The organism is Streptomyces sp. NPDC006544, assembly GCF_040611715.1.
Taxonomy (GTDB): Bacteria; Actinomycetota; Actinomycetes; order Streptomycetales; family Streptomycetaceae; genus Streptomyces.
Map to the genome: position 1 here is coordinate 74,891 of NZ_JBEXOV010000001.1, position 20,962 is coordinate 95,852.

At 72.3% G+C, this 20,962-nt stretch carries 19 protein-coding genes; 13 read left to right on the forward strand and 6 right to left on the reverse strand.

Annotated elements, in window-relative coordinates; genetic code table 11:
- Position 1 precedes the first annotated feature (1 nt).
- The 3 genes from ABZY44_RS00305 to ABZY44_RS00315 all read right to left on the reverse strand — a co-directional run bounded on the left by ABZY44_RS00305 (position 2) and on the right by ABZY44_RS00315 (position 2,654).
- A complete protein-coding gene (locus ABZY44_RS00305) occupies positions 2-1,789 on the reverse strand; it encodes a cellulose synthase catalytic subunit (protein ID WP_356649307.1) in 1,788 nt (595 codons plus the stop codon).
- A gap of 227 nt (positions 1,790-2,016) precedes the next feature.
- A complete protein-coding gene (locus tag ABZY44_RS00310; protein WP_356649308.1) occupies positions 2,017-2,313 on the reverse strand; it encodes an MTH1187 family thiamine-binding protein in 297 nt (98 codons plus the stop codon).
- On the reverse strand, positions 2,310-2,654 hold the full coding sequence (locus ABZY44_RS00315; protein WP_356649309.1) for a DUF3817 domain-containing protein: 345 nt from the start codon (positions 2,652-2,654) through the stop codon (positions 2,310-2,312). Before ABZY44_RS00315 ends, ABZY44_RS00310 begins: the two co-directional genes overlap by 4 nt.
- Before the next feature lie 203 nt (positions 2,655-2,857).
- Here ABZY44_RS00315 and ABZY44_RS00320 point away from each other — a divergent pair, with 203 nt between their 5' ends.
- From ABZY44_RS00320 to ABZY44_RS00340, 5 genes are all read left to right on the forward strand, one after another.
- Positions 2,858-3,496 carry an AIM24 family protein gene (locus ABZY44_RS00320; RefSeq protein ID WP_356649310.1) on the forward strand — a complete coding sequence of 213 codons (639 nt, stop codon included), beginning with the start codon at positions 2,858-2,860 and terminating at the stop codon, positions 3,494-3,496.
- Positions 3,496-4,146 carry an AIM24 family protein gene (locus tag ABZY44_RS00325; RefSeq protein ID WP_356649311.1) on the forward strand — a complete coding sequence of 217 codons (651 nt, stop codon included), beginning with the start codon at positions 3,496-3,498 and terminating at the stop codon, positions 4,144-4,146. The genes ABZY44_RS00320 and ABZY44_RS00325 overlap by 1 nt, the downstream gene beginning before the upstream one ends.
- An 11-nt stretch (positions 4,147-4,157) precedes the next feature.
- Entirely contained in the window at positions 4,158-4,961 is an 804-nt protein-coding gene (locus ABZY44_RS00330; RefSeq protein ID WP_356649428.1) for an AIM24 family protein, read from the forward strand.
- A gap of 98 nt (positions 4,962-5,059) precedes the next feature.
- Complete coding sequence (locus ABZY44_RS00335; RefSeq protein WP_356649429.1) at positions 5,060-5,536, forward strand: MarR family transcriptional regulator; 477 nt, start codon at positions 5,060-5,062, stop codon at positions 5,534-5,536.
- Between the two features lie 118 nt (positions 5,537-5,654).
- The gene (locus ABZY44_RS00340) at positions 5,655-6,206 is read left to right on the forward strand and encodes a PepSY domain-containing protein (RefSeq protein ID WP_356649312.1); all 552 of its coding nucleotides are present in this window, start codon (positions 5,655-5,657) and stop codon (positions 6,204-6,206) included.
- Positions 6,207-6,391: 185 nt separating this feature from the next.
- Here the strand turns inward: ABZY44_RS00340 and meaB are convergent, their stop codons facing one another.
- Together meaB and ABZY44_RS00350 are read right to left on the reverse strand one after the other, a co-directional pair.
- On the reverse strand, positions 6,392-7,378 hold the full coding sequence (meaB, locus tag ABZY44_RS00345; RefSeq protein WP_356649313.1) for a methylmalonyl Co-A mutase-associated GTPase MeaB: 987 nt from the start codon (positions 7,376-7,378) through the stop codon (positions 6,392-6,394).
- A 56-nt stretch (positions 7,379-7,434) separates the two neighbouring features.
- Positions 7,435-8,634: an acetyl-CoA C-acetyltransferase gene (locus tag ABZY44_RS00350; RefSeq protein ID WP_356649314.1), complete on the reverse strand. Its 1,200-nt coding sequence runs from the start codon at positions 8,632-8,634 to the stop codon at positions 7,435-7,437.
- A gap of 137 nt (positions 8,635-8,771) precedes the next feature.
- Here ABZY44_RS00350 and mce point away from each other — a divergent pair, with 137 nt between their 5' ends.
- The 7 genes from mce (at position 8,772) to ABZY44_RS00385 (ending at position 19,237) form a co-directional block, all read left to right on the forward strand.
- The gene (gene mce / locus ABZY44_RS00355; protein ID WP_215033973.1) at positions 8,772-9,200 is read left to right on the forward strand and encodes a methylmalonyl-CoA epimerase; all 429 of its coding nucleotides are present in this window, start codon (positions 8,772-8,774) and stop codon (positions 9,198-9,200) included.
- 181 nt (positions 9,201-9,381) lie between these two features.
- Positions 9,382-13,971, forward strand: a complete 4,590-nt coding sequence (gene scy / locus ABZY44_RS00360) for a polarized growth protein Scy (protein ID WP_356649315.1) — start codon at positions 9,382-9,384, stop codon at positions 13,969-13,971.
- Positions 13,972-14,172: 201 nt separating this feature from the next.
- Positions 14,173-15,111: a cellulose-binding protein gene (locus ABZY44_RS00365; RefSeq protein WP_215033977.1), complete on the forward strand. Its 939-nt coding sequence runs from the start codon at positions 14,173-14,175 to the stop codon at positions 15,109-15,111.
- Positions 15,112-15,213: 102 nt separating this feature from the next.
- A complete protein-coding gene (locus ABZY44_RS00370) occupies positions 15,214-16,251 on the forward strand; it encodes an ATP-binding cassette domain-containing protein (protein WP_356649316.1) in 1,038 nt (345 codons plus the stop codon).
- A 2-nt stretch (positions 16,252-16,253) separates the two neighbouring features.
- Complete coding sequence (locus tag ABZY44_RS00375) at positions 16,254-17,033, forward strand: ABC transporter permease subunit (RefSeq protein WP_356649430.1); 780 nt, start codon at positions 16,254-16,256, stop codon at positions 17,031-17,033.
- Positions 17,034-17,168: 135 nt separating this feature from the next.
- Complete coding sequence (locus tag ABZY44_RS00380; RefSeq protein ID WP_356649317.1) at positions 17,169-18,371, forward strand: ATP-binding cassette domain-containing protein; 1,203 nt, start codon at positions 17,169-17,171, stop codon at positions 18,369-18,371.
- On the forward strand, positions 18,368-19,237 hold the full coding sequence (locus ABZY44_RS00385; protein WP_356649318.1) for an ABC transporter permease: 870 nt from the start codon (positions 18,368-18,370) through the stop codon (positions 19,235-19,237). Before ABZY44_RS00380 ends, ABZY44_RS00385 begins: the two co-directional genes overlap by 4 nt.
- 49 nt (positions 19,238-19,286) lie before the next feature.
- Here the strand turns inward: ABZY44_RS00385 and ABZY44_RS00390 are convergent, their stop codons facing one another.
- On the reverse strand, positions 19,287-19,628 hold the full coding sequence (locus ABZY44_RS00390) for an ATP/GTP-binding protein (RefSeq protein WP_356649319.1): 342 nt from the start codon (positions 19,626-19,628) through the stop codon (positions 19,287-19,289).
- Between the two features lie 230 nt (positions 19,629-19,858).
- Here ABZY44_RS00390 and ABZY44_RS00395 point away from each other — a divergent pair, with 230 nt between their 5' ends.
- Complete coding sequence (locus ABZY44_RS00395) at positions 19,859-20,926, forward strand: LLM class flavin-dependent oxidoreductase (RefSeq protein ID WP_356649320.1); 1,068 nt, start codon at positions 19,859-19,861, stop codon at positions 20,924-20,926.
- Positions 20,927-20,962: the final 36 nt, after the last annotated feature.

Here is a 20,962-nt window from a genome sequence, read left to right on the forward strand (position 1 = left end):
CTCAGTCCCCTCCGGCGCTCGTCGCGCACGCGGGCTCCGGCTCCTCGCCCGGTTCGCGGCCCCCGCCCGGGAGGGCCGGGCGGGCCCGCGCCGCGTCGCGGGCCCGCGCCGCGTCGCGCAGCGCCGTCGCGGCCCATGCGGCCGGAGGCGCGAGGGACACGGCCAGCGCGAGCACCGCCCAGACGCGCATGGCCGCGTGGGTGTGGCCGGTGCGCACGGAGGCGGCGAGCGAGGCGAGGAGGACGGCGGCCCACAGGAGGTGGGTGCGGAAGGTGGCGGGCCGGTCGCGGCTGGCGTCGCCGCCCTTGGGGGTGACGACGAAGCGGCCCCGGGTGCGCAGCACCGCCGAGCCGAGGGACGCGAGGTAGACGGGCGCGCAGATCGCGGACATCGCCATGCCGGCCAGCCCGCCGGAGCCGGCCGGCTCGTGGGGCGAGACGTTGTGACGGCGGTTCCACAGGTACAGGCCCACCTGGAGGGCGGCGGCGTCGGTGCAGAGCATCAGCCAGACCTCGGAGGAGACCTGGGTGCCGGAGGCCCCGAACCACAGGAAGAGCACGCAGCTGAGGACGCCGAGCAGCCAGTTGACGGCCGTCATCGGGTAGTAGACGAGCATCAGGGTGTAGTGGAACCACCGGCCCGGGGGCATCCGGAAGCAGCCGCGCCAGTACTGCCGCAGGAGGGTCTCGTACGTGCCGCGCGACCAGCGCAGCTGCTGTGTGAAGAGGTCGGTCCAGGAGGTCGGGCCCTCTCCGACGGCGAGCACGTCGGGGGTGTAGACGGAGCACCAGAACCGCCCGGTGGCGGGGTTGCGGCGGCGGTGCAGTTCGAAGCCGGTGGCCATGTCCTCGGTGACGGAGTCGTAGAGCCCGCCGGCCTGTGCCAGGGCGCTGATCCGCACGGCGTTGTTGGTGCCGACGAACATGGGGGCGCCGTAGCGGTTGCCCGCGCGCTGGATCAGCGCGTGGAAGAGGTACTGCTGGGATTCGGCGGCCTTGGTGACCGAGGCGGTGTAGTTGCCGTAGACCTGCGGGCCGACGACGAAGGCGATGTCGGGGTCGCGGAAGAAGCCGAGCATCCGTTCCAGGTAGTTCGGCAGCGGCACGTGGTCGGTGTCGACGGAGGCGAAGTAGTCGTAGTCCGCGCCGTGCCGGGCCAGCCAGGAGTTGTAGTTGCCGTGTTTGGTCCTCGCCCGGTGGGCGCCCTTCGCGGTGTTCCACTCGGGTACGCCCTTGCGGGTGAAGTGGCGCACGCCGAGTTCCGCGCACAGTTCCCTGGCCCCTGGGTCGTCGCCCTCGTCGAGGAGCCAGACGTCGAGCGGCCCGTCGTGGCGGATCCGCACGGCCCCGCGGAGGGTGGCCGCGAGCATGGGGAGCGGTTCCTTGCCGGGCACGTAGGTGGTGAGGAAGGCGACCCGGGTGGCGGGTTCGGCGGGGACCGGTACGGGGTCCCGGGCGGCCATCGTGGCGTGGGCGATCGAGACCACGTTGACCAGCATGAAGAGCGCGATCAGGGCGATGGCCACGAGCATCACGGCGTCGAGGTGGACCAGCCAGGGGCTCGCGCCCTCGCGGACGGTCCGGTGCGTGGGCCAGACGAGGTAGAGGAGGAGCGCGGCGGCGGCGAGGGGGGCGAGCGTCATGAGGGCGAAGGCCCGTATTCGGGTGCGGAGCTCCTCGCGCGACAGCAGGGAGCGGTACTCCACCCGGTAGGTCCCGGCCGGGTCCGGCTCCGCGAGCGGGCCGGCGAGACGGCTGTGCGTCTCGTAGTCGAAGTCTTCCGCCCTCACGGTTCCTCCCGTGCTCGAAACCGAGGCCTTCGTCCCCACGAAAGGGGACGCGGGCCGGCCTGTCGAACCGGGTTGGGCCGAGCGGGCGGTTCCGCGCGGGGCGGCGCGCGCGGGGCCGTACGGGTGGCGGCGGGGTCCGCGGCCGGCCCCTGCCGGTCGCAGGGGGCACGCGAGAGCGCCCCCGCCCTGTCGGGCCGGGGGCGCTCTCGGCAAGGACCGGCGGGGGGTCAGCCCCGCGCGAGGTGCCGCTCGATCGTCTCCATCTTGGAGGTCATCCCGTCGGTGACCCCGGGGCGGATGTCGGCCTTGAGGATGAAGGAGACCCGGGGCGCGCGCGCCTCCACGGCCTCCACCGCGCGCTTCACCACGTCCATCACCTCGTCCCAGTTTCCTTCGATGGTGGTGAACATCGCGTCCGTGCGGTTCGGCAGCCCGGACTCGCGCACGACGCGGACGGCGTCGGCCACGTACGCGCCGACCTCTTCGCCGACGCCCAGCGGAGTCACCGAGAACGCGATCATCATGCGCGGGCCGCCTCACGGGCGCGGGCCGCGAGCACGCTGGCCGACTCCTCGCGCTTGAGCAGCCGGTCGCCGTAGAGCCCGCCGAAGGGGAGCATCGCCAGCAGGAAGAACAGCCCGGCCTTCTTCAGCGGCCACTTCGCCTTGTTCCAGACATCCAGCAGGAACACCGCGTAGATCAGGAACAACAGCCCGTGCAGGGCGCCGAGGGGCATCATCAGGTAGTCGATGTCCGAGATACGGCTCAGCAGCGATCCGAAGATCAGCAGGGCCGGGAACGACAGCGCCTCCGGTACGGAGATGAGGCGCAGCCGGTGCAGGGCGGAAGCGGTCTTGATGTCCACGTGGAACCTTCGGGATGGATGCCGGGGGTCCGCCCCAGTGTCTCAGCCGCCGGGAGTGATCTTCCCGCAGGCCCCGTCGGGAATCCGCCGGGGACGCGGGCCGTGGCCGACGTGACGTCCGCCACCGTCGGAACCGACCATTCCTGACCCATATCGGCCACGGGGCCCTGTTCGCTCCCGCGCTCTGCCGATAACGTCATCCCGTGGCTCAGTTCAGACTTCAAGGCAGCAAGGTGCTCGCCGTCGACCTGACCGGTGACGCCGTCAAAGCAAAGAACGGCGCCATGGTCGCGTACGACGGCCAGATGGCCTTCAAAAAGATGACCGGCGGCGGCGAAGGCCTCCGCGGCATGGTGACCCGGCGGCTCACCGGCGAGCAGATGACCGTGATGGAGGTACAGGGTCACGGCACCTGCTTCTTCGCCGACCGGGCGAGTGAGATCAATCTGGTCAATCTGCGCGGCGAGAAGCTGTACGTCGAGTCCAGCAACCTGCTGTGCACCGACGCGGGCCTGCGCACCGGCACCACGTTCACGGGCCTGCGCGGCGCGACGTCGGGCAACGGCCTGTTCACGACGACCGTCGAGGGCAACGGGCAGGCGGCGATCACGTCCGACGGCCCGGCGGTGGTGCTGCGCGTCAGCGCCCAGTACCCGCTCTCCGTCGACCCGGGGGCCTACGTCGCGCACACCGGCAACCTCCAGCAGTCCTTCCAGTCGGGCGTGAACTTCCGCACGCTGATCGGCGAGGGCTCGGGCGAGGCGTTCCAGATCCGTTTCGAGGGCGAGGGCCTGGTGTACGTGCAGCCCAGCGAGCGCAACACCGTCGGGGGCGACATCTGATGCCGTTCCGCGAGCTCAACTCGAAGATGGTCGAGGCCCAGGTCGTACCGGGCCAGAAGATGTACAGCCAGCGCGGCGCGATGCTCGCGTACCGCGGCGAGGTCTCCTTCACCCCGAGCCTGACCGGCGGCCAGGGCGGCGTGATGGGCATGATCGGGCGCCGGGTGGCGAACGAACAGACCCCGCTGATGGAGGTCGAGGGCAGCGGCACCGTGATGTTCGGCCACGGCGGGCACCACATCCAGGTGATCCACCTGACCGGCGAGACCCTCTACGTGGAGGCGGACCGGCTCCTCGCCTTCGACGGCACCCTGCAGCAGGGCACGATGTTCATGGGCTCGCAGGGCGGGGTCATGGGCATGGTGCGCGGCCAGGTCACCGGACAGGGCCTGTTCACCACCACCCTCAAGGGCCACGGCTCGGTGGCCGTGATGGCCCACGGCGGGGTCATCGAGCTGCCGATCACCCCGCAGCGGCCGGTCCACGTGGACCCGCAGGCCTACGTCGCCCACCACGGCGAGGTCCGCAACAAGCTTTCCGCGGCGCTGGGCTGGCGGGACATGGTCGGGCGGGGCTCGGGCGAGGCGTTCCAGCTGGAGCTGTCGGGACAGGGCGCGGTGTACGTACAGGCCTCGGAGGAGAAGCTGTGAACTTTGGCCCTGTGACCGGCGGTCCCGGCGGACCGACGGTGTTCGACCCGCACACCCTGCCCTCCGACGACAACGTCAACGCCTACACCTTCTGCGTGGAGCTCAAGGGGAGCCAGTGGTTCCTGCAGAAGGGCAAGATGATCTCGTACTACGGGCGCATCGAGTTCAACGGCATCGGCCACGGCCGCTTCGACCGGCTGCTGCGCAGCAGCTTCCACTCGCCGCTGCACGCGAGCGACTGGGTGGTGGCCGAGGGGCAGGGCAAGATGCTCCTCGCCGACCGGGCCTTCGACGTGAACTCGTACGACCTGGACAACGGCAATCTGACCATCCGGTCGGGGAACCTGCTCGCGTACCAGCCCTCGCTCGCGCTCAAGCAGTCGATCGTCCCGGGTTTCCTCACCCTGATCGGGACCGGCAAGTTCGTCGCGGCCTCCAGCGGGCCGGTGGTGTTCATGGAGCCGCCGCTGCGCGTGGACCCGCAGGCGCTGGTGGGGTGGGCGGACTGCCCGTCGCCCTGCCACCACTACGACCACGGGTACATGTCGGGCGTGATCGGGGGCCTGCGTTCGCTGACGGGCATCGGGGGTTCCTCGGGCGAGGAGCACCAGTTCGAGTTCGTGGGCGCCGGGACGGTGCTGCTGCAGTCCTCGGAGATGCTGATGCCGGAGCAGGCGGTCGGGGCCGTGGGCGCCGGCGCGGCCACGGGCAACGCCCAGGGCGTCCCGGGAGCCGGCCAGGGGCCGCTCGGGCAGCTGGGCGTTCCGCGGATGCCCGGACAGCTGGGTGATCTCCAGCGGCGCTTCGGCCTGTAGCGGGCCCGCGGGGCACCCGGCGCATCCGGAGCATCCGGCACGCACGGCAATTTTTGTACGCAATTCAACATCTTAGGTAGAGTTCTTTCATGGAGACCATCGAGACCGAGACGGCCACCCAGTGGCTGAACGACGCCGAGCAGTGCGCCTGGCGCACACACCTGGACGTCAGCAGACTGCTGATGCACCAGCTGGAAAAGGATCTCCAGCCCTTCGGGCTCACCAACAACGACTACGAGATCCTCGTGAACCTCTCGGAGTCCGAGGACCACCGGATGCGGATGAGCGACCTCGCGACGTCCACCCTGCAGTCCAAGAGCCGGCTCTCCCACCAGATCACCCGGATGGAATCCGCGGGCCTGGTCCGCCGCGTGAACTGCGAGTCCGACCGCCGGGGGCTCTACGCCGTCCTCACCCCCGAGGGCATGGAGACCATGCGCAAGGTCGCCCCGCACCACGTGGCGTCCGTCCGCCGGCACTTCATCGACCTGCTGCCGCCGGACGCCCTGGCGGCGCTGCGCGCCTCGCTCGGGCCGGTCGCCGAGCACCTGCGCGCGGGCCGCGGCAAGGCCTGAGTCCGGGGCGCTCGACGCGCCCGCCCCGGCGGATCACCGGACAATGGGTGCGTAACGCACTCGCTGCCGGCCCCGCCGGGCAACCGCAGGCGTCGTGGCCGGCCGAAGGAGGTCAGCCATGCAGCGCAACACCTACGTCTCGGCGGCCGCGGCCGTGGTCCTGGCACTGGGGGGCCCGGTGGCGGCCGCGGCGACGGCGGCCGCCGCCGCGCCGGCCGCCCTGCCCGCGGCCACGGCCGCGCGCGCCGACGTGACCGCCGAGGCGGCGGCCGCAGCGGCCCTGAAGGCCCACCCGGGCGTCGTCGAGTCCCTCGACCGCGACGGCGCCGTCTGGCACGTGGACGTGGTCGCCAAGGACGGCACGCACGCGGAGCTGGAGGTGAACGCCGCGAGCGGCGCCGTCACCAAGGAGGACCAGGACGACGAGCGGCAGGCCGAGGAGTACGCCGCGCTGCTCGCCGCCAAGGTGACCGCCGAGCAGGCGATGAAGACGGCCCTCGCCGCCCACCCCGGCACGGTCTGGTCGGTCGAGTGGGACGACGGCGACAACGGCGGCGCGGCCTCCTGGAACGTCGAGGTCAAGACGGCCGACGGCAAGACGCAGAACGTGCACGTGGACACCGCCACCGCCAAGGTCGTCCCGTCCGACTCGGACGACGACGACAACTGACGGCGTACGCGAGAGGAGCCGCACCCCCGTCACGGGGGCGCGGCTCCTCTCGTACGTTCACACGGGCCGGTCAGGCGTTGGGACGCTTGCCGTGGTTGGCCTTCTTCTTCTTGCGGGCTCGCTTCTTGTTGCCGCGCTTCGCCATGAAACCTCCCTGCGTCGGGGCATTCCGGGCGTTCGACAGTCTATGACCGGCCCGCGTCCCGCGCATCCGGTTCGGTCAGGGTCGCCAGCAGCGCGTCCGAAGCGGCGTACGGGTCCAGCTCGCCCCCGGCGACCCGGCCGGCCAGGGCGTCGAGCCGGGCGTCGCCGTGCAGATCGGCCAGCCTGGCCCGGAGCGCGGTGATCGCGATCGTCTCGACCTCGCGCGCCGCCCGTGCCGTGCGGCGCTGGGCCAGCACCCCGCGTTCGTCCATCCACGCCCGGTGCTTCTCCAGCGCCTCGACGAGCTCGTCGATGCCCGTGCCACGGGCCGCGACCGTCTTGACGATCGGCGGCCGCCAGTCTCCCTTGCCCCGGGACTCCCCGAGGCTCAGCATGTGGTTCAGCTCCCGCGCGGTGGCGTCCGCGCCGTCCCGGTCGGCCTTGTTGACCACGTAGACGTCACCGATCTCCAGGATGCCCGCCTTCGCGGCCTGGATCCCGTCGCCCATCCCGGGGGCCAGCAGCACCACCGAGGTGTCGGCCTGGGCCGCGATCTCCACCTCCGACTGCCCGACCCCGACGGTCTCGACCAGGATCACCTCGCAGCCGGCGGCGTCCAGCACCCGGATGGCCTGCGGAGCGGCCCAGGCGAGGCCGCCCAGGTGCCCGCGGGTGGCCATCGAGCGGATGTAGACCCCCGGGTCGGAGGCGTGGTCCGACATCCGCACCCGGTCGCCGAGCAGCGCGCCGCCGCTGAACGGCGAGGACGGGTCGACGGCGAGGACGCCGACCCGCCTGCCGGCCTGGCGGTACGCGGAGACCAGCGCCGAGGTCGTCGTGGACTTGCCGACGCCCGGCGAGCCCGTGAGGCCCACCACGTACGCGTTGCCCGTGAGCGGCGCCAGCGCCGCCATCACCTCGCGCAGCTGCGGGGACGCCCCCTCGACCAGCGAGATCAGCCGGGCCACCGCCCTCGGCCTGCCTTCGCGCGCCTGGGCAACCAGCTGGGGGACGTCCACCGCCGTCATAACGTGCTGCACTCCTCGGTTCTCGAACGGGTACGGGGTCCGGCCGCGGGCCGTGCCTACTGGGCGACGCGCACGATCAGGGCGTCGCCCTGCCCGCCGCCGCCGCACAGCGCGGCCGCGCCGACCCCGCCGCCGCGGCGCTTGAGCTCCAGCGCCAGGTGCAGCACCACGCGGGCCCCGGACATGCCGATCGGGTGGCCCAGGGCGATGGCGCCGCCGTTGACGTTCACCTTTTCCGGGGTCACCCCGAGGTCCTTCATTGACTGCACGGCGACCGCCGCGAAGGCCTCGTTGATCTCGATCAGGTCCAGGTCGGCGACCTCCAGGCCCTCCTTCTTCAGGGCGTGCAGGATCGCGTTGGACGGCTGCGACTGGAGCGAGTTGTCCGGGCCGGCCACGTTGCCGTGGGCGCCGATCTCGGCGAGCCACTCCAGGCCCAGCTCCTCGGCCTTGGCCTTGCTCATCACGACCACGGCGGCCGCACCGTCGCTGATCTGCGAAGAGGTGCCGGCGGTGATGGTGCCGTCCTTGGTGAAGGCCGGGCGCAGCTTGCCGAGGGACTCGGCGGTGGTCTCGGGGCGGATGCCCTCGTCCTGCGAGAAGATGACCGGGTCGCCCTTGCGCTGCGGGATCTCGACCGGGGTGATCTCGGCCTCGAAGACGCCGTTCTTCTGCGCGGCGGCGGCGCGCTGGTGCGAGGTGGCCGCGAACGCGTCCTGCGGGGCCCGCTCGATGCCCAGGCGGGTGTTGTGCTTCTCGGTGGACTCGCCCATCGCGATGTTCTCGAAGGCGTCGGTGAGGCCGTCGTAGGCCATCGCGTCGAGCATCTCGATGGCGCCGTACTTGAAGCCCTCGCGGGACTTCGGCAGCAGGTGCGGGGCGTTGGTCATCGACTCCTGGCCGCCCGCGACCACGATGTCGAACTCCCCGGCGCGGATGAGCTGGTCGGCCAGGGCGATGGCGTCGAGGCCCGAGAGGCACACCTTGTTGATGGTGAGGGCGGGCACGTTCATCGGGATGCCGGCCTTGACCGCGGCCTGGCGGGCGGGAATCTGGCCCGCGCCGGCCTGGAGCACCTGGCCCATGATCACGTACTGGACCTGGTCACCGGAGATCCCGGCCCGCTCCAGCGCGGACTTGATGGCGAAGCCGCCGAGGTCGGCGCCCGAGAAGGACTTCAGCGAACCCAGCAGCCGTCCCATGGGCGTGCGGGCCCCGGCGACGATCACTGACGTGGTGTTGTTCGTTCCGGACATGGAGCACAGCCCCTTGAAGATGAGGAGTGAACGAGGGTTTACCCGAATGTACTGAGCGGTACCCGCGCCGTCACCGGCCCGCCAGTGTGATCGCGCGCACGTTGCGTAACCACCTCCCGTGGCGCTGCACTGTGTCCATGCTGACAAGAATCGACCACATCGGGATCGCCTGCTTCGACCTGGACAAGACCGTCGAGTTCTACCGTGCCACGTACGGCTTCGAGGTGTTCCACTCCGAGGTCAACGAGGAGCAGGGTGTGCGCGAGGCCATGCTCAAGATCAACGAGACCTCCGACGGCGGCGCCTCGTACCTCCAGCTCCTGGAACCCACCCGCGAGGACTCCGCGGTCGGCAAGTGGCTGGCCAAGAACGGCGAGGGGGTGCACCACATCGCCTTCGGCACCGCGGACGTCCTCGGTGACTCGGAGGCCATCCGCGGCAAGGGCGTGCGCGTCCTCTACGACCAGCCCCGCACGGGTTCGATGGGGTCTCAGATCACCTTCCTGCACCCCAAGGACTGCCACGGCGTCCTGACCGAACTGGTCACGAGCAACCCCGAGCACTAATGTCCCGTTTCCCCGGCCGGTAGAGTGGCTCTGGCTCGGCCGGGGTTCGGTGCGGAGACGGGGTCGGGGCCTGTATCCCCAGCCCCGCCATCTGACACCATTCCCCGGGGGCGTCGTTCAGCGGGCGGACGATGCTCATGTGCGTGTGAGCTTGCGACCAGGGGACGGATGGGACCGCGCTGTGCGGGGCTACGAAAGCCAGGAGAGCCATCAGGCCGAGGCCGACCATCTCTCGCTCTTCGAAGCCGAGATGGAGCGGCTGAGGAAGGAACGCGGGAAGGCCGTCCAGCACGCCGATGACCTGGGATACCAGGTCGAGGTGCTGCGCGCCAAGCTCCACGAGGTACGCCGCAATCTGGCGTCCCGCCCCGCCTACGACGGCGCGGACATGGGCTATCAGGCGGAGCAGCTGCTTCGCAATGCCCAGATCCAGGCCGACCAGATGCGTTCCGACGCCGAGCGCGAACTGCGCGACGTACGGGCGCAGACCCAGCGCATCCTCCAGGAGCACGCCGAGCACCAGGCGCGGCTCCAGGCCGAACTGCATGCCGAGGCCGTCAACCGCCGCCAGCGGCTGGACCAGGAGCTGGGCGAGCGCCGCCAGACGGTCGAGGCCCACGTCAACGAGAACGTGGCCTGGGCCGAGCAGTTGCGCGCCCGCACCGAGTCGCAGGCCCGCCGGCTCATGGACGAGTCCCGCGCCGAGGCCGAGCAGACCCTGAACGCCGCCCGGGCCGAGGCCGCCCGGGTCACCGCCGAGGCCACCCGCCGGCTCGCCGCCGAGAACGAGGCGACCCGCGCCGAGGCCGAGGCGACGCTGCTGCGCGCCCGCAAGGAGGCCGAGCGGCTGCTGACCGCCGCCGGGGCGCAGGCCCAGGAGGCCACCGAGCACGCGGAGCGGCTGCGCTCGACCACCTCCGCCGAGGCCGAGCAGACCCGCCAGCAGACCATGGACCTGGGCCGGGTCGCCGAACAGCGCGCCCAGGAAGCCGACGTGTCGCTGCGCGAGGCGCGCGCGGCCGCCGAGAAGCTGCTCGCGGAGGCCAAGGAGAGCGCCGCGCGCCAGCTCGCCTCGGCGGAATCCGTCAACGAGCAGCGCACCCGTACGGCCAAGGAGCAGGTGGCCCGCCTGGTCGGCGAGGCCACCAAGGAAGCCGAGATCCTCAAGGCCGAGGCCGAGCAGGCGCTGGCGGACGCCCGGGCGGACGCCGAGCGGCTGCGCGGCGAGGCCGGCGAGCAGGCCCGTACCGCCGCCGCCGAGGACACGGCGGCCCAGCTGGCCAAGGCGGCCCGCACCGCCGAGGAGGTCCTGAACAAGGCCACGGAGGACGCCCGCGCCACCACCCGGGCGGCGTCCGAGGAGGCCGAGCGGATCCGCGGCGAGGCGGAGGCGGAGGCCGAGCGGCTGCGCGCCCAGGCCGCGACCACCGCCGACGAGCTCAAGGGCGCGGCGAAGGACGACACCGAGGAGTACCGGGCCCGTACCGTCGAGCTCCAGGCGGAGGCCCGCAGGCTGCGCGGCGAGGCCGAGCAGCTGCGCGCGGAGGCCGTCGCCGAGGGCGAGCGGATCCGCGGCGAGGCCCGCCGCGAGGCGGTCCAGCAGATCGAGGAGGCGGCCCGGACCGCCGAGGAACTGCTCGGCAAGTCCCGGGCGGACGCCGACGAGGTGCGCGCGAGCGCGAACGCCGAGAGCGAGCGGGTCCGCGCCGAGGCCGTCGAGCGGGCCACGACCCTGCGCAAGCAGGCCGAGGAGACCCTGGACCGGACCCGCGCCGAGGCCGAGCGGCTGCGCGCGGAGGCCGAGGAGGAAGCGCAGTCCGTACGGTCCGAGGCGGACGCGGCGGCAGCCGTGCGGCGCGAGGAGACCGAGCAGGCGCTGGCCGCGAAGCGGGCGGAGGCCGACGAGGAGCTCGTCCGGCTGCACACGGACGCCGAGGCGCGGCTCGTGACGGCCGAGCAGACCCTGCGCGACGCCAGGGCGGCCGCGGAGAACGTCCGCAAGGAGAGCACCGAGGAGAGCGAGCGGCTGCGCGCCGAGTCGGCGGAGCGGATCCGCACGCTGCAGGCGCAGGCGCAGGCCGAGGCCGACCAGCTGCGCACCGGCGCGGCCGAGGACGCCGGCCGGGTCCGCGCCGAGGCCGAGCAGACCGCGGTGCGGCTGACGGGCGAGGCCGAGGCCGAGGCGGAGCGGCTGCGCTCCGAGGCCCAGGAGACCGCCGACCGGCTGCGCGCGGAGGCCAAGGCCGCCGCCGAGCGGGTCGCGCAGGAGGCCGCCGAGGCGCTGGCCGCCGCCCAGGAGGAGGCCGCGCGCAGGCGCCGGGAGTCCGAGGAGACCCTGGCCTCGGCGCGCACCGACGCGGAGAGCGAGCGGGCGCAGGCCCGGGAGGAGAGCGAGGAGCTCCTCGCCCAGGCCCGCAAGCGTTCCGAGGAGGCCCAGGCCGAGGCGGTCTGGCTCACCGAGGAGGCCGAGCGGCGCGCGTCCGAGGTGGTCGCGGCCGCCGAGGCCACCGCCCAGCAGGTGCGCGACGCCGTGGCGGGGCTGCACGAGCAGGCCGAGGAAGAGGTCGCGGGGCTGCGCAGCGCGGCCGAGCACGCCGCGGAGCGCGCGAGGACGGAGGCCGAGGAAGAGGCCGGCCGGGTCCGCGCCGACGCGTACGCCGAGCGGGAGCTGGCCACCGAGGACGCGAACCGGATCCGCAGCGAGGCGCGGACCGAGACGGACGCGGCGAAGGCGCTGGCCGAGCGGACGGTCGGCGACGCGATCGCCGAGGCCGATCAGCTGCGTTCGGACACCGCGGAGTACGCGCAGCGCGTGCGGACGGAGGCCACGGACGCCCTGGCCGCCGCCGAGCGCGACGCCGCCCGTACGAAGGCGGACGCCCGCGACGACGCGAACCGCATCCGCGGCGAGGCCGCGGACGCCCTGGAGGCTTCCCGCGCCGAGGGCGGCAGGATCGTGGCGCAGGCCACGGCGGAGGCGGCGCGGCTCACCGAGGAGACCGCGGCCGCGAACGCGGCGACGGTCGCCGAGGCGCAGGCCGAGGCCGACCTGCTCACCGAGGCGGCGCTCACCGCCGCGGACGCCACCCGCGCCGAGGCGGACGGCACGCTGGACGAGGCCCGTGCGGAGGCCAATCGGCTGCGTACGGAAGCCGCCGAGCAGGCGGACCGGCTCATCACCGAGGCCGCGTCCGAGGCGGAGAAGCTCACCCAGGAGACCCGCGCCGCGAACGCGGTCACGGTGGGCGAGGCCGAGAGCGCCGCGAAGGCCCTGCGGGCCGAGGCGGCCGAGGCCCTGGACGGGGCACGGGCCGACGCGGGCCGGATGACGGACCAGGCGGCGCAGACGCTGGCCGCCGCCGAGCGGGACGCGGCCCGGATCCTGGTCGACGCCCGTACCGAGGGCGACCGGCTGGTCGACGAGACGCGCGTGGCGAACGAGGCCACGGTCGCCGAGGCGGCCGCCGAGGGCGCCCGGCTGCGGGCCGAGGCGGCCCGGGTCCTGGACGACGCCCGCGCGGAGGGCGGCCGGATCATCGGCGAGGCCACCGCGGAGGCGGACCGCGTCACGATCGCGGCGAACGAGACCCTGGCGGGCGCCGAGCGAGAGGCCGAGCAGACGCTGGACGAGGCGCGCGCCGAGGCGGGCAGGCTCCGTACCGAGGCGGCCGAGCAGGCCGACCGGCTGGTCGCGGAGGCCGTCGGCGAGGCGGACCGGCTCACCGAGCAGACCCGCAAGGACAACGAGCGCACGGTCGGCGAGGCCGCGAACGAGGCGGAGCGGCTGCGCGCGGAGGCGGCCGAGGCGCTGTCCTCGGCGCAGGAGCACGCGGCCCGCACCCGCTCCGAGGCGGAGCGGGTCAAGGCCGTGGCCGCGACCGACGCCGAGCGGGTGCGCAACGAGGCGCGCGCGGAGTCGGAGCGGCTGCTGGACGAGGCCCGCGAGGAGGCCAACAAGCGCCGCAGCGAGGCCGCGGCGCAGGTCGACCGGCTCATCACGGAGGCGTCGTCGGAGGCCGAGAAGCTCACCGGGGACGCGCGGAAGCAGGCCCTGGCCGCCACCACGGCGGCCGAGGAGCAGGCGGACGCGATGGTCGACGCGGCGCGCAAGGAGGCCGCGCGGATCTCCTCCGAGGCGACCGTCGAGGGCAACTCCCTGGTGGAGAAGGCCCGTACGGACGCCGACGAGCTGCTGGTCGGGGCGCGTACGGACGCGTCGGCCATAAGGGAGCGGGCGGAGGAACTGCGCGGCCGCGTCGAGGCGGAGGTCGAGGAGCTGCACGAGCGGGCCCGCCGGGAGTCGGCCGAGCAGATGAAGTCGGCCGGCGAGCGCGTGGACAAGCTGGTCCGGGCGGCGACCGAGCAGAGCGTCGAGGCGGAGGCGAAGGCCAAGGCCCTGGTGTCGGACGCGAGCAGCGAGGCGGGCAAGGTCCGCATCGCCGCGGTGCGCAAGGCGGAGGCGCTGCTCAAGGAGGCCGAGCAGAAGAAGGCGGAGCTGGTGCGGGAGGCCGAGGGCCGGCTCGCGGAGGCGAAGGCGGAGGCCGAGCGGCTCGTCGACGAGGGCCGGCGCGAGCTGGCGGTCCTGGTGCGGCGGCGCGAGGACATTCAGGCGGAGATCTCCCGTGTCCAGGACGTTCTTGAGGCGTTGGAATCATTCGAGGCGCCTTCGGGTGGCGCGAAGCCCGGGGCCGGCGGCCAGGGCGCGGGGGGCGTGAAGGCCGGTGCGACAGCGGGATCCGCTCGTTCGGGTGGCAAGGCGTCAGAGGGGTAGTCAGCGCGCCTTGATGTGTGCTCCTGATGGAGGTTCAGGCGAACGAGTGACAAGCATTCTGTCGCCTTGCCACTCAAAAGGGGTGTCATTGTCCAGATCAAACGTGGATTGACTCGATGACACGCCGTCTGGGCGCCTAGGATTCCCCTTAACACCCATCACCTCACGTAGCACCTCATCGTCTCATTCGACAGGAACCCCATGAGCGACACTTCCTCCCCCTTCGGCTTCGAGCTCGTGCGGCGTGGTTACGACCGTGGTCAGGTGGACGACCGCATCACCAAGCTGGTCTCCGACCGTGACAGCGCCCTCGGACGAATCAACTCTCTGGAAAAGCGGATCGAGGAGCTACACCTCGAGACGCAGAACGCCCAGGCCCAGGTGAACGACGCCGAGCCGTCGTACGCCGGTCTCGGTGCCCGGGTCGAGAAGATCCTGCGCCTGGCCGAGGAGGAGGCGAAGGACCTGCGCGAGGAGGCCCGTCGCGCCGCCGAGCAGCACCGCGAGCTCGCCGAGTCGGCGGCCCAGCAGGTGCGCAACGACGCCGAGTCGTTCGCCGCCGACCGCAAGTCGACGGCCGAGGACGAGGGTGTCCGGATCGTCGAGAAGGCCAAGGGCGACGCCTCCACCCTGCGCGCCGAGGCCCAGAAGGACGCGGCCTCCAAGCGCGAGGAGGCCGACGCGCTCTTCGAGGAGACCCGTGCCAAGGCCGCCCAGGCCGCCGCGGACTTCGAGACCAACCTGGCCAAGCGCCGCGAGCAGTCCGAGCGCGACCTGGCCGGCCGCCAGGCCAAGGCCGAGAAGCGTCTCGCGGAGATCGAGCACCGCGCGGAGCAGCTGCGCCTGGAGGCCGAGAAGCTCCGTACGGACGCCGAGCGCCGCGCCCGCCAGACCGTGGAGACCGCGCAGCGCCAGGCCGAGGACATCGTGGCCGACGCCAACGCCAAGGCGGACCGGATCCGCAGCGAGTCCGAGCGCGAGCTGGCGGCTCTCACCAACCGCCGCGACTCGATCAACGCCCAGCTCACCAACGTCCGCGAGATGCTCGCGACGCTGACGGGTGCCGCGGTCGCCGCCGCCGCCTCCCCGATCGACGACGAGCCGGTCACCCGCGGCGTTCCGGCGCAGCAGAGCCGCTAGTCTCCGGACCGTCACCGGAAGGCAATCTTCCAGTTCAGCCCGAGGGCCCTGTGTCACCTGCGAGAGGTGGCGTAGGGCCCTCTGGCGTTCTAGCGTGGCCCAATGATCGAGCTCGAGGGCCTTACCAAACGATTCGGCGCGAAGACCGCCGTGGACAACCTCAGCTTCCAGGTCAGACCGGGGGTGGTGACCGGCTTCCTCGGCCCCAACGGGGCGGGCAAGTCCACGACCATGCGCATGATGCTCGACCTCGACAACCCGACCAGCGGGACGGTCCGGATCGACGGCAAGCACTACCGGGACCTGCCGGAGCCACTGAAGTACATCGGGGCACTGCTGGACGCGAAGGCCATGCACGGCGGCCGCAGCGCGTACAACAACCTGCTCTGCCTCGCCCAGTCGAACCGGATCCCGCGCAGCCGGGTGTCCGAGGTGCTCGACCTGGTCGGCCTGTCGGCCGTCGCCAAGAAGAAGTCGAAAGGATTTTCGCTGGGTATGGGCCAGCGGCTGGGAATCGCCTCCGCACTGCTCGGCGACCCGGAGATCCTGATGTTCGACGAACCCGTCAATGGTCTGGACCCGGAGGGAATTCTCTGGATCCGCAATCTCATGAAGGGCCTCGCGGCAGAGGGAAGGACGATCTTCGTTTCCTCCCACCTGATGAGTGAAATGGCGCTGACCGCGGAACACTTGGTCGTCATCGGACAGGGAAAGCTGCTGGCCGACCTGTCGATGGCCGATTTCATCCACCAGAACTCCCGCAGTTTCGTCCGCCTGCGCTCTCCGCAGCAGGAACGGCTGAAGGACGTCCTGCACGGGGCGGGAATCGACGCGATCAGCGTCCCGGCCACCGGCGCCCTGGAGATCGACGGGGTGTCGTCGGAGCAGCTCGGCGAGCTGGCCGCCCAGCACCAGATCGTGCTGCACGAACTCAGCCCGCAGCGGGCTTCACTGGAGGAAGCGTTCATGCGCATGACGGCCGACTCCGTCGAGTACCACGCCCACGCACCGGGCGCCCCGGGCTTCTCGGGCGGACCCGGCCCGGCCGCCGACAACCCGGCCCGGCCGGCCGACGTACCCGCGTGGGGCGCCGGCTTCGAGGCCCAGGACAAGCGCAACAAGAACAAGGGCGGCGAGTGAACGTGTCCTCCTTCTCCGCCGTCCTGCAGTCCGAGTGGACCAAGATCCGCTCGGTCGCCTCGACCTTGTGGACCCTGGCCTCCGCGGCCCTCGTCACGGTCGGCATCAGCTCCCTGCTCTGCGCCTTCATCAGCTCCTCCTTCAAGGACATGAAGCCGGAGGAGCAGGCCACCTTCGACCCGACCCTGGCCAGCTTCGCCGGCATGTCCCTGGGTCAGCTCGCGATGATCGTCTTCGGCGTGCTGGTCGTCGGCACCGAGTACAGCTCGGGCATGATCCGCACCTCGCTGGCCGCCGTGCCCCGGCGCGGCAGCTTCCTGGCCGGCAAGCTGCTCGTCGCCACCGGGCTCGCCCTGGCCGTCGGTCTCGTCACCAGCTTCGCGTCCTTCTTCATCGGACAGGCCATCCTGGGCGACCGCAGCATCGCCATCACCGAGCCGAACGTGCTGCGCGCCGTCTTCGGCGCCGGGCTGTACATGGGGATGCTCGCGCTGTTCTCCATGGGCGTGGCCACCATGCTGCGCAGCTCGATGCTCTCGCTCGGCATCCTGATGCCGTTCTTCCTCCTGGTCTCGAACATCCTCGGGGCGGTCCCGGCCACCCGGAAGGTCGCCCAGTACTTCCCCGACCAGGCCGGCTCCAAGATCATGCAGGTGATCCCGGGGGCGATGGGCAGCGACAAGGCGCCCTACGGACCCTGGGGCGGCTTCGGGATCATGGCCCTGTGGGTGCTGGCCGCCGTGCTCGGTGGTTACCTCGTCCTCAGGAAGAGGGACGCCTGAGGTCTCCGGGGCATACCCGGGTCGGTCTCAGGGGCAGCTCAGGGATCCGGCCCGGGACGGAACCGTAGGATCCTCGCTATCCTCTTAACCCTTACGCGGGCGAAAGTCGTCCCGGCCTGGTAAGGGGCAGAGCACATGATCGAGGCAGTCGGCCTGACGAAGCGCTTCGGCGCGAAGACCGCCGTCGACGACCTGTCCTTCCAGGTCAGGCCCGGCCACGTCACGGGATTCCTGGGGCCCAACGGCTCCGGGAAGTCCACCACCATGCGCCTGGTCCTGGGCCTGGACCGCCCCAGCTCCGGCCGGGTCACCATCAACGGCCTGCCCTTCCGCGAGCTGCCGAACGCCCAGCGGCACGTCGGCGCCCTGCTCGACGCCAAGGCCATGCACGGCGGCCGCCGGGCCCGCACCCACCTCCTGGCCACCGCCCAGCTGTCCGGGATCCCCGAGAAGCGGGTCGACGAGGTCCTCGGCGTCGTGGGCCTCCAGGACGTCGCCCGGCAGCGCACCAAGGGCTTCTCGCTCGGCATGGGCCAGCGCCTGGGCATCGCGACGGCCCTGCTCGGCGACCCGAAGGTGCTCCTCTTCGACGAGCCGGTCAACGGCCTCGACCCGGAGGGCATCCTCTGGGTCCGCAACCTGATGCGCCAGCTCGCCGCCGAGGGCCGCACCGTCTTCGTCTCCTCGCACCTCATGAGCGAGATGGCGCTGACCGCCGACCACCTGATCGTGATCGGCCGGGGCCGGCTGCTCGCCGACATGACCACCCAGGACTTCATCACGCACAATTCGGCCGGATTCGCACGGGTGCGCACCGCCGATACCGACCCGGCGGGGTGGGACACGCTCGGCTCCACGCTGACCAGGGCCGGCGCCCGGGTGCTCAAGGAGCCCGACGGAGCACTGCGGGTGACCGGGCTGGACCTGCCCCGGATCTCGGATCTCGCGCACCAGGCCGGCGTACGGCTGTGGGAGCTGTCGCCGCACCGGGCCTCCCTGGAAGAGGCGTACATGCGGATGACCCAGTCCTCGCTCGAGTTCACCTCCACCGAGGACCCGCGGGCCGAGCTGTGGGAACCGGATCCGCTGAGCCTGCCCGCATGGGAGGAGAGCGGCACCGCGTCCGGCCCCGACGTCCCGCAGACCGGCTTCTTCGCACCTCCGCCGCCCGGATCCGACGGAAGGCCGTTCCTGATGCCCGCCAGCCCCGGTGCGCTGGGCGCCGCCGCGCCCGGCCAGTCGCCCGATCACTCACCCGGGCCCTCCCCCGAGCCCGTGCACTCCCCCGTGCGCTCCCCCGCGCAGGGCGCCGCCGAGAACGCCGAGGACATCCGATGACCGCTCCGACGACCACGGCCGCCGGCGAGCGGACGCAGCCGGAGGGCTACAGCTCGCCGCTGCCTGCTCCCCGGCCCCACCTCGGGCACGCGCTGGCCTCGGAGTGGACCAAGCTGACCTCGGTGCGCTCCACGATGTGGACGCTCGGCTCGCTGGTGCTGCTGGTCGTCGGTGTCGGCGGTCTGGTCGTCTGGCAGACCGCGTCCCGCGACTACGAGCGGATGCCGTTCACCACCCCCGCCCTCTTCGGCCTGCTGGTCGGGCAGCTCTCGGTGATCGTGCTCGGGGTGCTGACGATGACCTCCGAGTACGGCACGGGTCTGATCCGCACCACCTTGACGGCGGCCCCCGACCGGTACCGCGTGCTCAGCGCGAAGTACCTCGTCTTCGCCGTCACCGCGTTCCTCACCACCGCCGGCTCGGTCTGCCTGGTCGGACTGGCCGCCTCGATCCTGCGCGACGGTCCGGGCTCGGGTCCGCACCCGGGCAACGAGTGGGCGGCCGGGCTCATGGGCAGCTTCTACGTCACCCTGCTCGGTGTCCTGGCCCTGGCCGTCGGGACTCTGGTGCGGCACTCCGCGGGGGCCATCGCCGTCATGCTCGGCCTCGTCACGCTGCCACCGGTGATAGGGGCGGTACTCAGCATCTGGGAGGCCCTCGCCCCGGTCGGCCGGGCCCTGCTGCGGTACAACGCGCCGGTGGCGCTCATGCAGCTGTTCGGGCTGCCCACCAACGCGACCGACCCGACGGCGGCCGGCGAAGCGGTCGCAGGCCCCGGCGACCTCAGCCACCTGATGCTGATCCTGCTGGTCACGGGTGCCGCGGTAGCCGGCTCGTACGTGGTGGTCGGCCGCCGCGACGTATGACGCCCGACGTATGACGCCCGACGCGTGACGCGCCGGGCCCGGGTGGGTCTCAGTACCTCGGGGCGTTGCGGGACCGCTGCACCTTCGAGGTGCGGCGGTCCTTCGCGTTCCAGCAGGCCTTGTGCCAGTGCCTGCGGTCGTCGACACCGCCGTACTCCGGCCAGGCCACCAGGTGCGGGGTGCCCGAGGGGATCTCCTGGTCACAGCCGGGGCAGCGGTAACGCTTGCCCGCCGCGCTGGCACCCGCGACGTGCCGGACCTTCCACTCCTCGCCCTGGTACTCCTCCGTACGCTCCAGTCCGTACCGGTCCAGGCTCCCCGGGCCCGAGCCCTGGTCCGAACGATCGGCTGGGTTCTCGCCGCCCCTGGGGCGGTTGTGGCGCGGGGACACGTATACCTCACGGATGGGCGGTCGGCAGTGACTTTCCTCCAGACTACGCGCAGCGAGGCCGGGTAACCGCAGGGTGGCTGAAGGCCGGCCATCGGAAAAGCACGACTGGCCCGACAATCCCAATAACTTTCCGGTCAGGCCGTGCCTTTGGCACGTGTCAGACGTTGTTGCCAGTGAGGAAACCGGTCCACCTGGGGGAGGCCGCGTCAGCCGCGAGGAGGCTACAGGCGATGCGCGTAGGAGCGTTTGTACTGGCGGCCCAGTTCCCGGGCCAGGGACAGGGCGAGGCACTGCACCGGGCGGTGCGGACCGCGGAGGTGGCCGAGGAGGCCGGGCTCGACTCGGTCTGGATCGCCGAGCACCACTTCGTTCCGTACGGGGTCTGCCCCTCGGCGGTGACGCTGGCGGCCCTGATGCTGGGCCGCACCCGGCGGCTGCGCGTGGCCACGGCGGTGAGCGTGCTGCCGAGCACGCATCCGGTGGCCCTGGGCGAGCAGGCGGCGCTGCTGCACCTGACCTCGGAGGGGCGGTTCACCCTGGGGGTGGGCCGGGGCGGCCCGTGGGTGGACCTGGAGGTCTTCGGCGGCGGACTCGACGCGTACGAGAACCGGTTCCCGCAGGACCTGGACCTGCTGCGCCGCTGGCTGACCGAACCCCGGGTGGGGACGGTTGCGGGGACGGCGTCGGGAGCGGGCACGGGGGCGGGCACCGGCCCGGCCGGCGAGCGCTACGGGTTCCGCGAGGTGGCCGTGGTCCCCCGCCCGTCGGAGGCGCTGGACGGGGCGGGGACAGGGCCGGAAGTGATCGTTGCCTGCACCTCTCCCGCGTCGGTCCGGCGGGCCGCCGAGCGCGGACTGCCGATGCTGCTGGGCATGCACTGCGGGGACGAGGACAAGGCCGCGATGGTCGACCTGTGGAGGCGCACCGCGCGGGCCGCGGGCCTCTCGCCGGAGGCGGCCCACGTGTCGGCCGGGGTGTGCCAGCTCGCGGACCGGACGGCGGACGCCCGGGAGACGCTCCTGAAGGCGATGCCGGGCTGGCTCAAGCAGGGCCTCGACGCACACGTGACGGTGGACGGGCGCCGGCGCGCGATGCGGGACCCGGTCGCGTACACGGAGCTGCTGTGCGACCTGCACCCCGTCGGCACCCCGGAGCTGGCCGCGGACCGGCTGGCGCGCACCTCGCAACGTACGGGCATCACGCGGTTCGCCCTGCTGACCGAGGGCTCGGGGGACCTCGCCGCCACGGAGGAGAACCTCCGGCGCCTCGGCGCCGAAGTCGTTCCGGCGTTCGGCTGAGACCAGGGCTGCCGCTCCGTTGGCACCGGAGCGGCA

Coding starts and splice junctions, on each gene's coding strand:
- ABZY44_RS00310 (WP_356649308.1), bottom strand. CDS start 2,313: ATGATGATCGCGTTCTCGGTGACTCCGCTGGGCGTCGGCGAAGAGGTC.
- ABZY44_RS00325 (WP_356649311.1), top strand. CDS start 3,496: ATGCCGTTCCGCGAGCTCAACTCGAAGATGGTCGAGGCCCAGGTCGTA.
- ABZY44_RS00340 (WP_356649312.1), top strand. CDS start 5,655: ATGCAGCGCAACACCTACGTCTCGGCGGCCGCGGCCGTGGTCCTGGCA.
- meaB (WP_356649313.1), bottom strand. CDS start 7,378: ATGACGGCGGTGGACGTCCCCCAGCTGGTTGCCCAGGCGCGCGAAGGC.
- ABZY44_RS00350 (WP_356649314.1), bottom strand. CDS start 8,634: ATGTCCGGAACGAACAACACCACGTCAGTGATCGTCGCCGGGGCCCGC.
- mce (WP_215033973.1), top strand. CDS start 8,772: ATGCTGACAAGAATCGACCACATCGGGATCGCCTGCTTCGACCTGGAC.
- ABZY44_RS00365 (WP_215033977.1), top strand. CDS start 14,173: ATGAGCGACACTTCCTCCCCCTTCGGCTTCGAGCTCGTGCGGCGTGGT.
- ABZY44_RS00370 (WP_356649316.1), top strand. CDS start 15,214: ATGATCGAGCTCGAGGGCCTTACCAAACGATTCGGCGCGAAGACCGCC.
- ABZY44_RS00380 (WP_356649317.1), top strand. CDS start 17,169: ATGATCGAGGCAGTCGGCCTGACGAAGCGCTTCGGCGCGAAGACCGCC.
- ABZY44_RS00385 (WP_356649318.1), top strand. CDS start 18,368: ATGACCGCTCCGACGACCACGGCCGCCGGCGAGCGGACGCAGCCGGAG.
- ABZY44_RS00395 (WP_356649320.1), top strand. CDS start 19,859: ATGCGCGTAGGAGCGTTTGTACTGGCGGCCCAGTTCCCGGGCCAGGGA.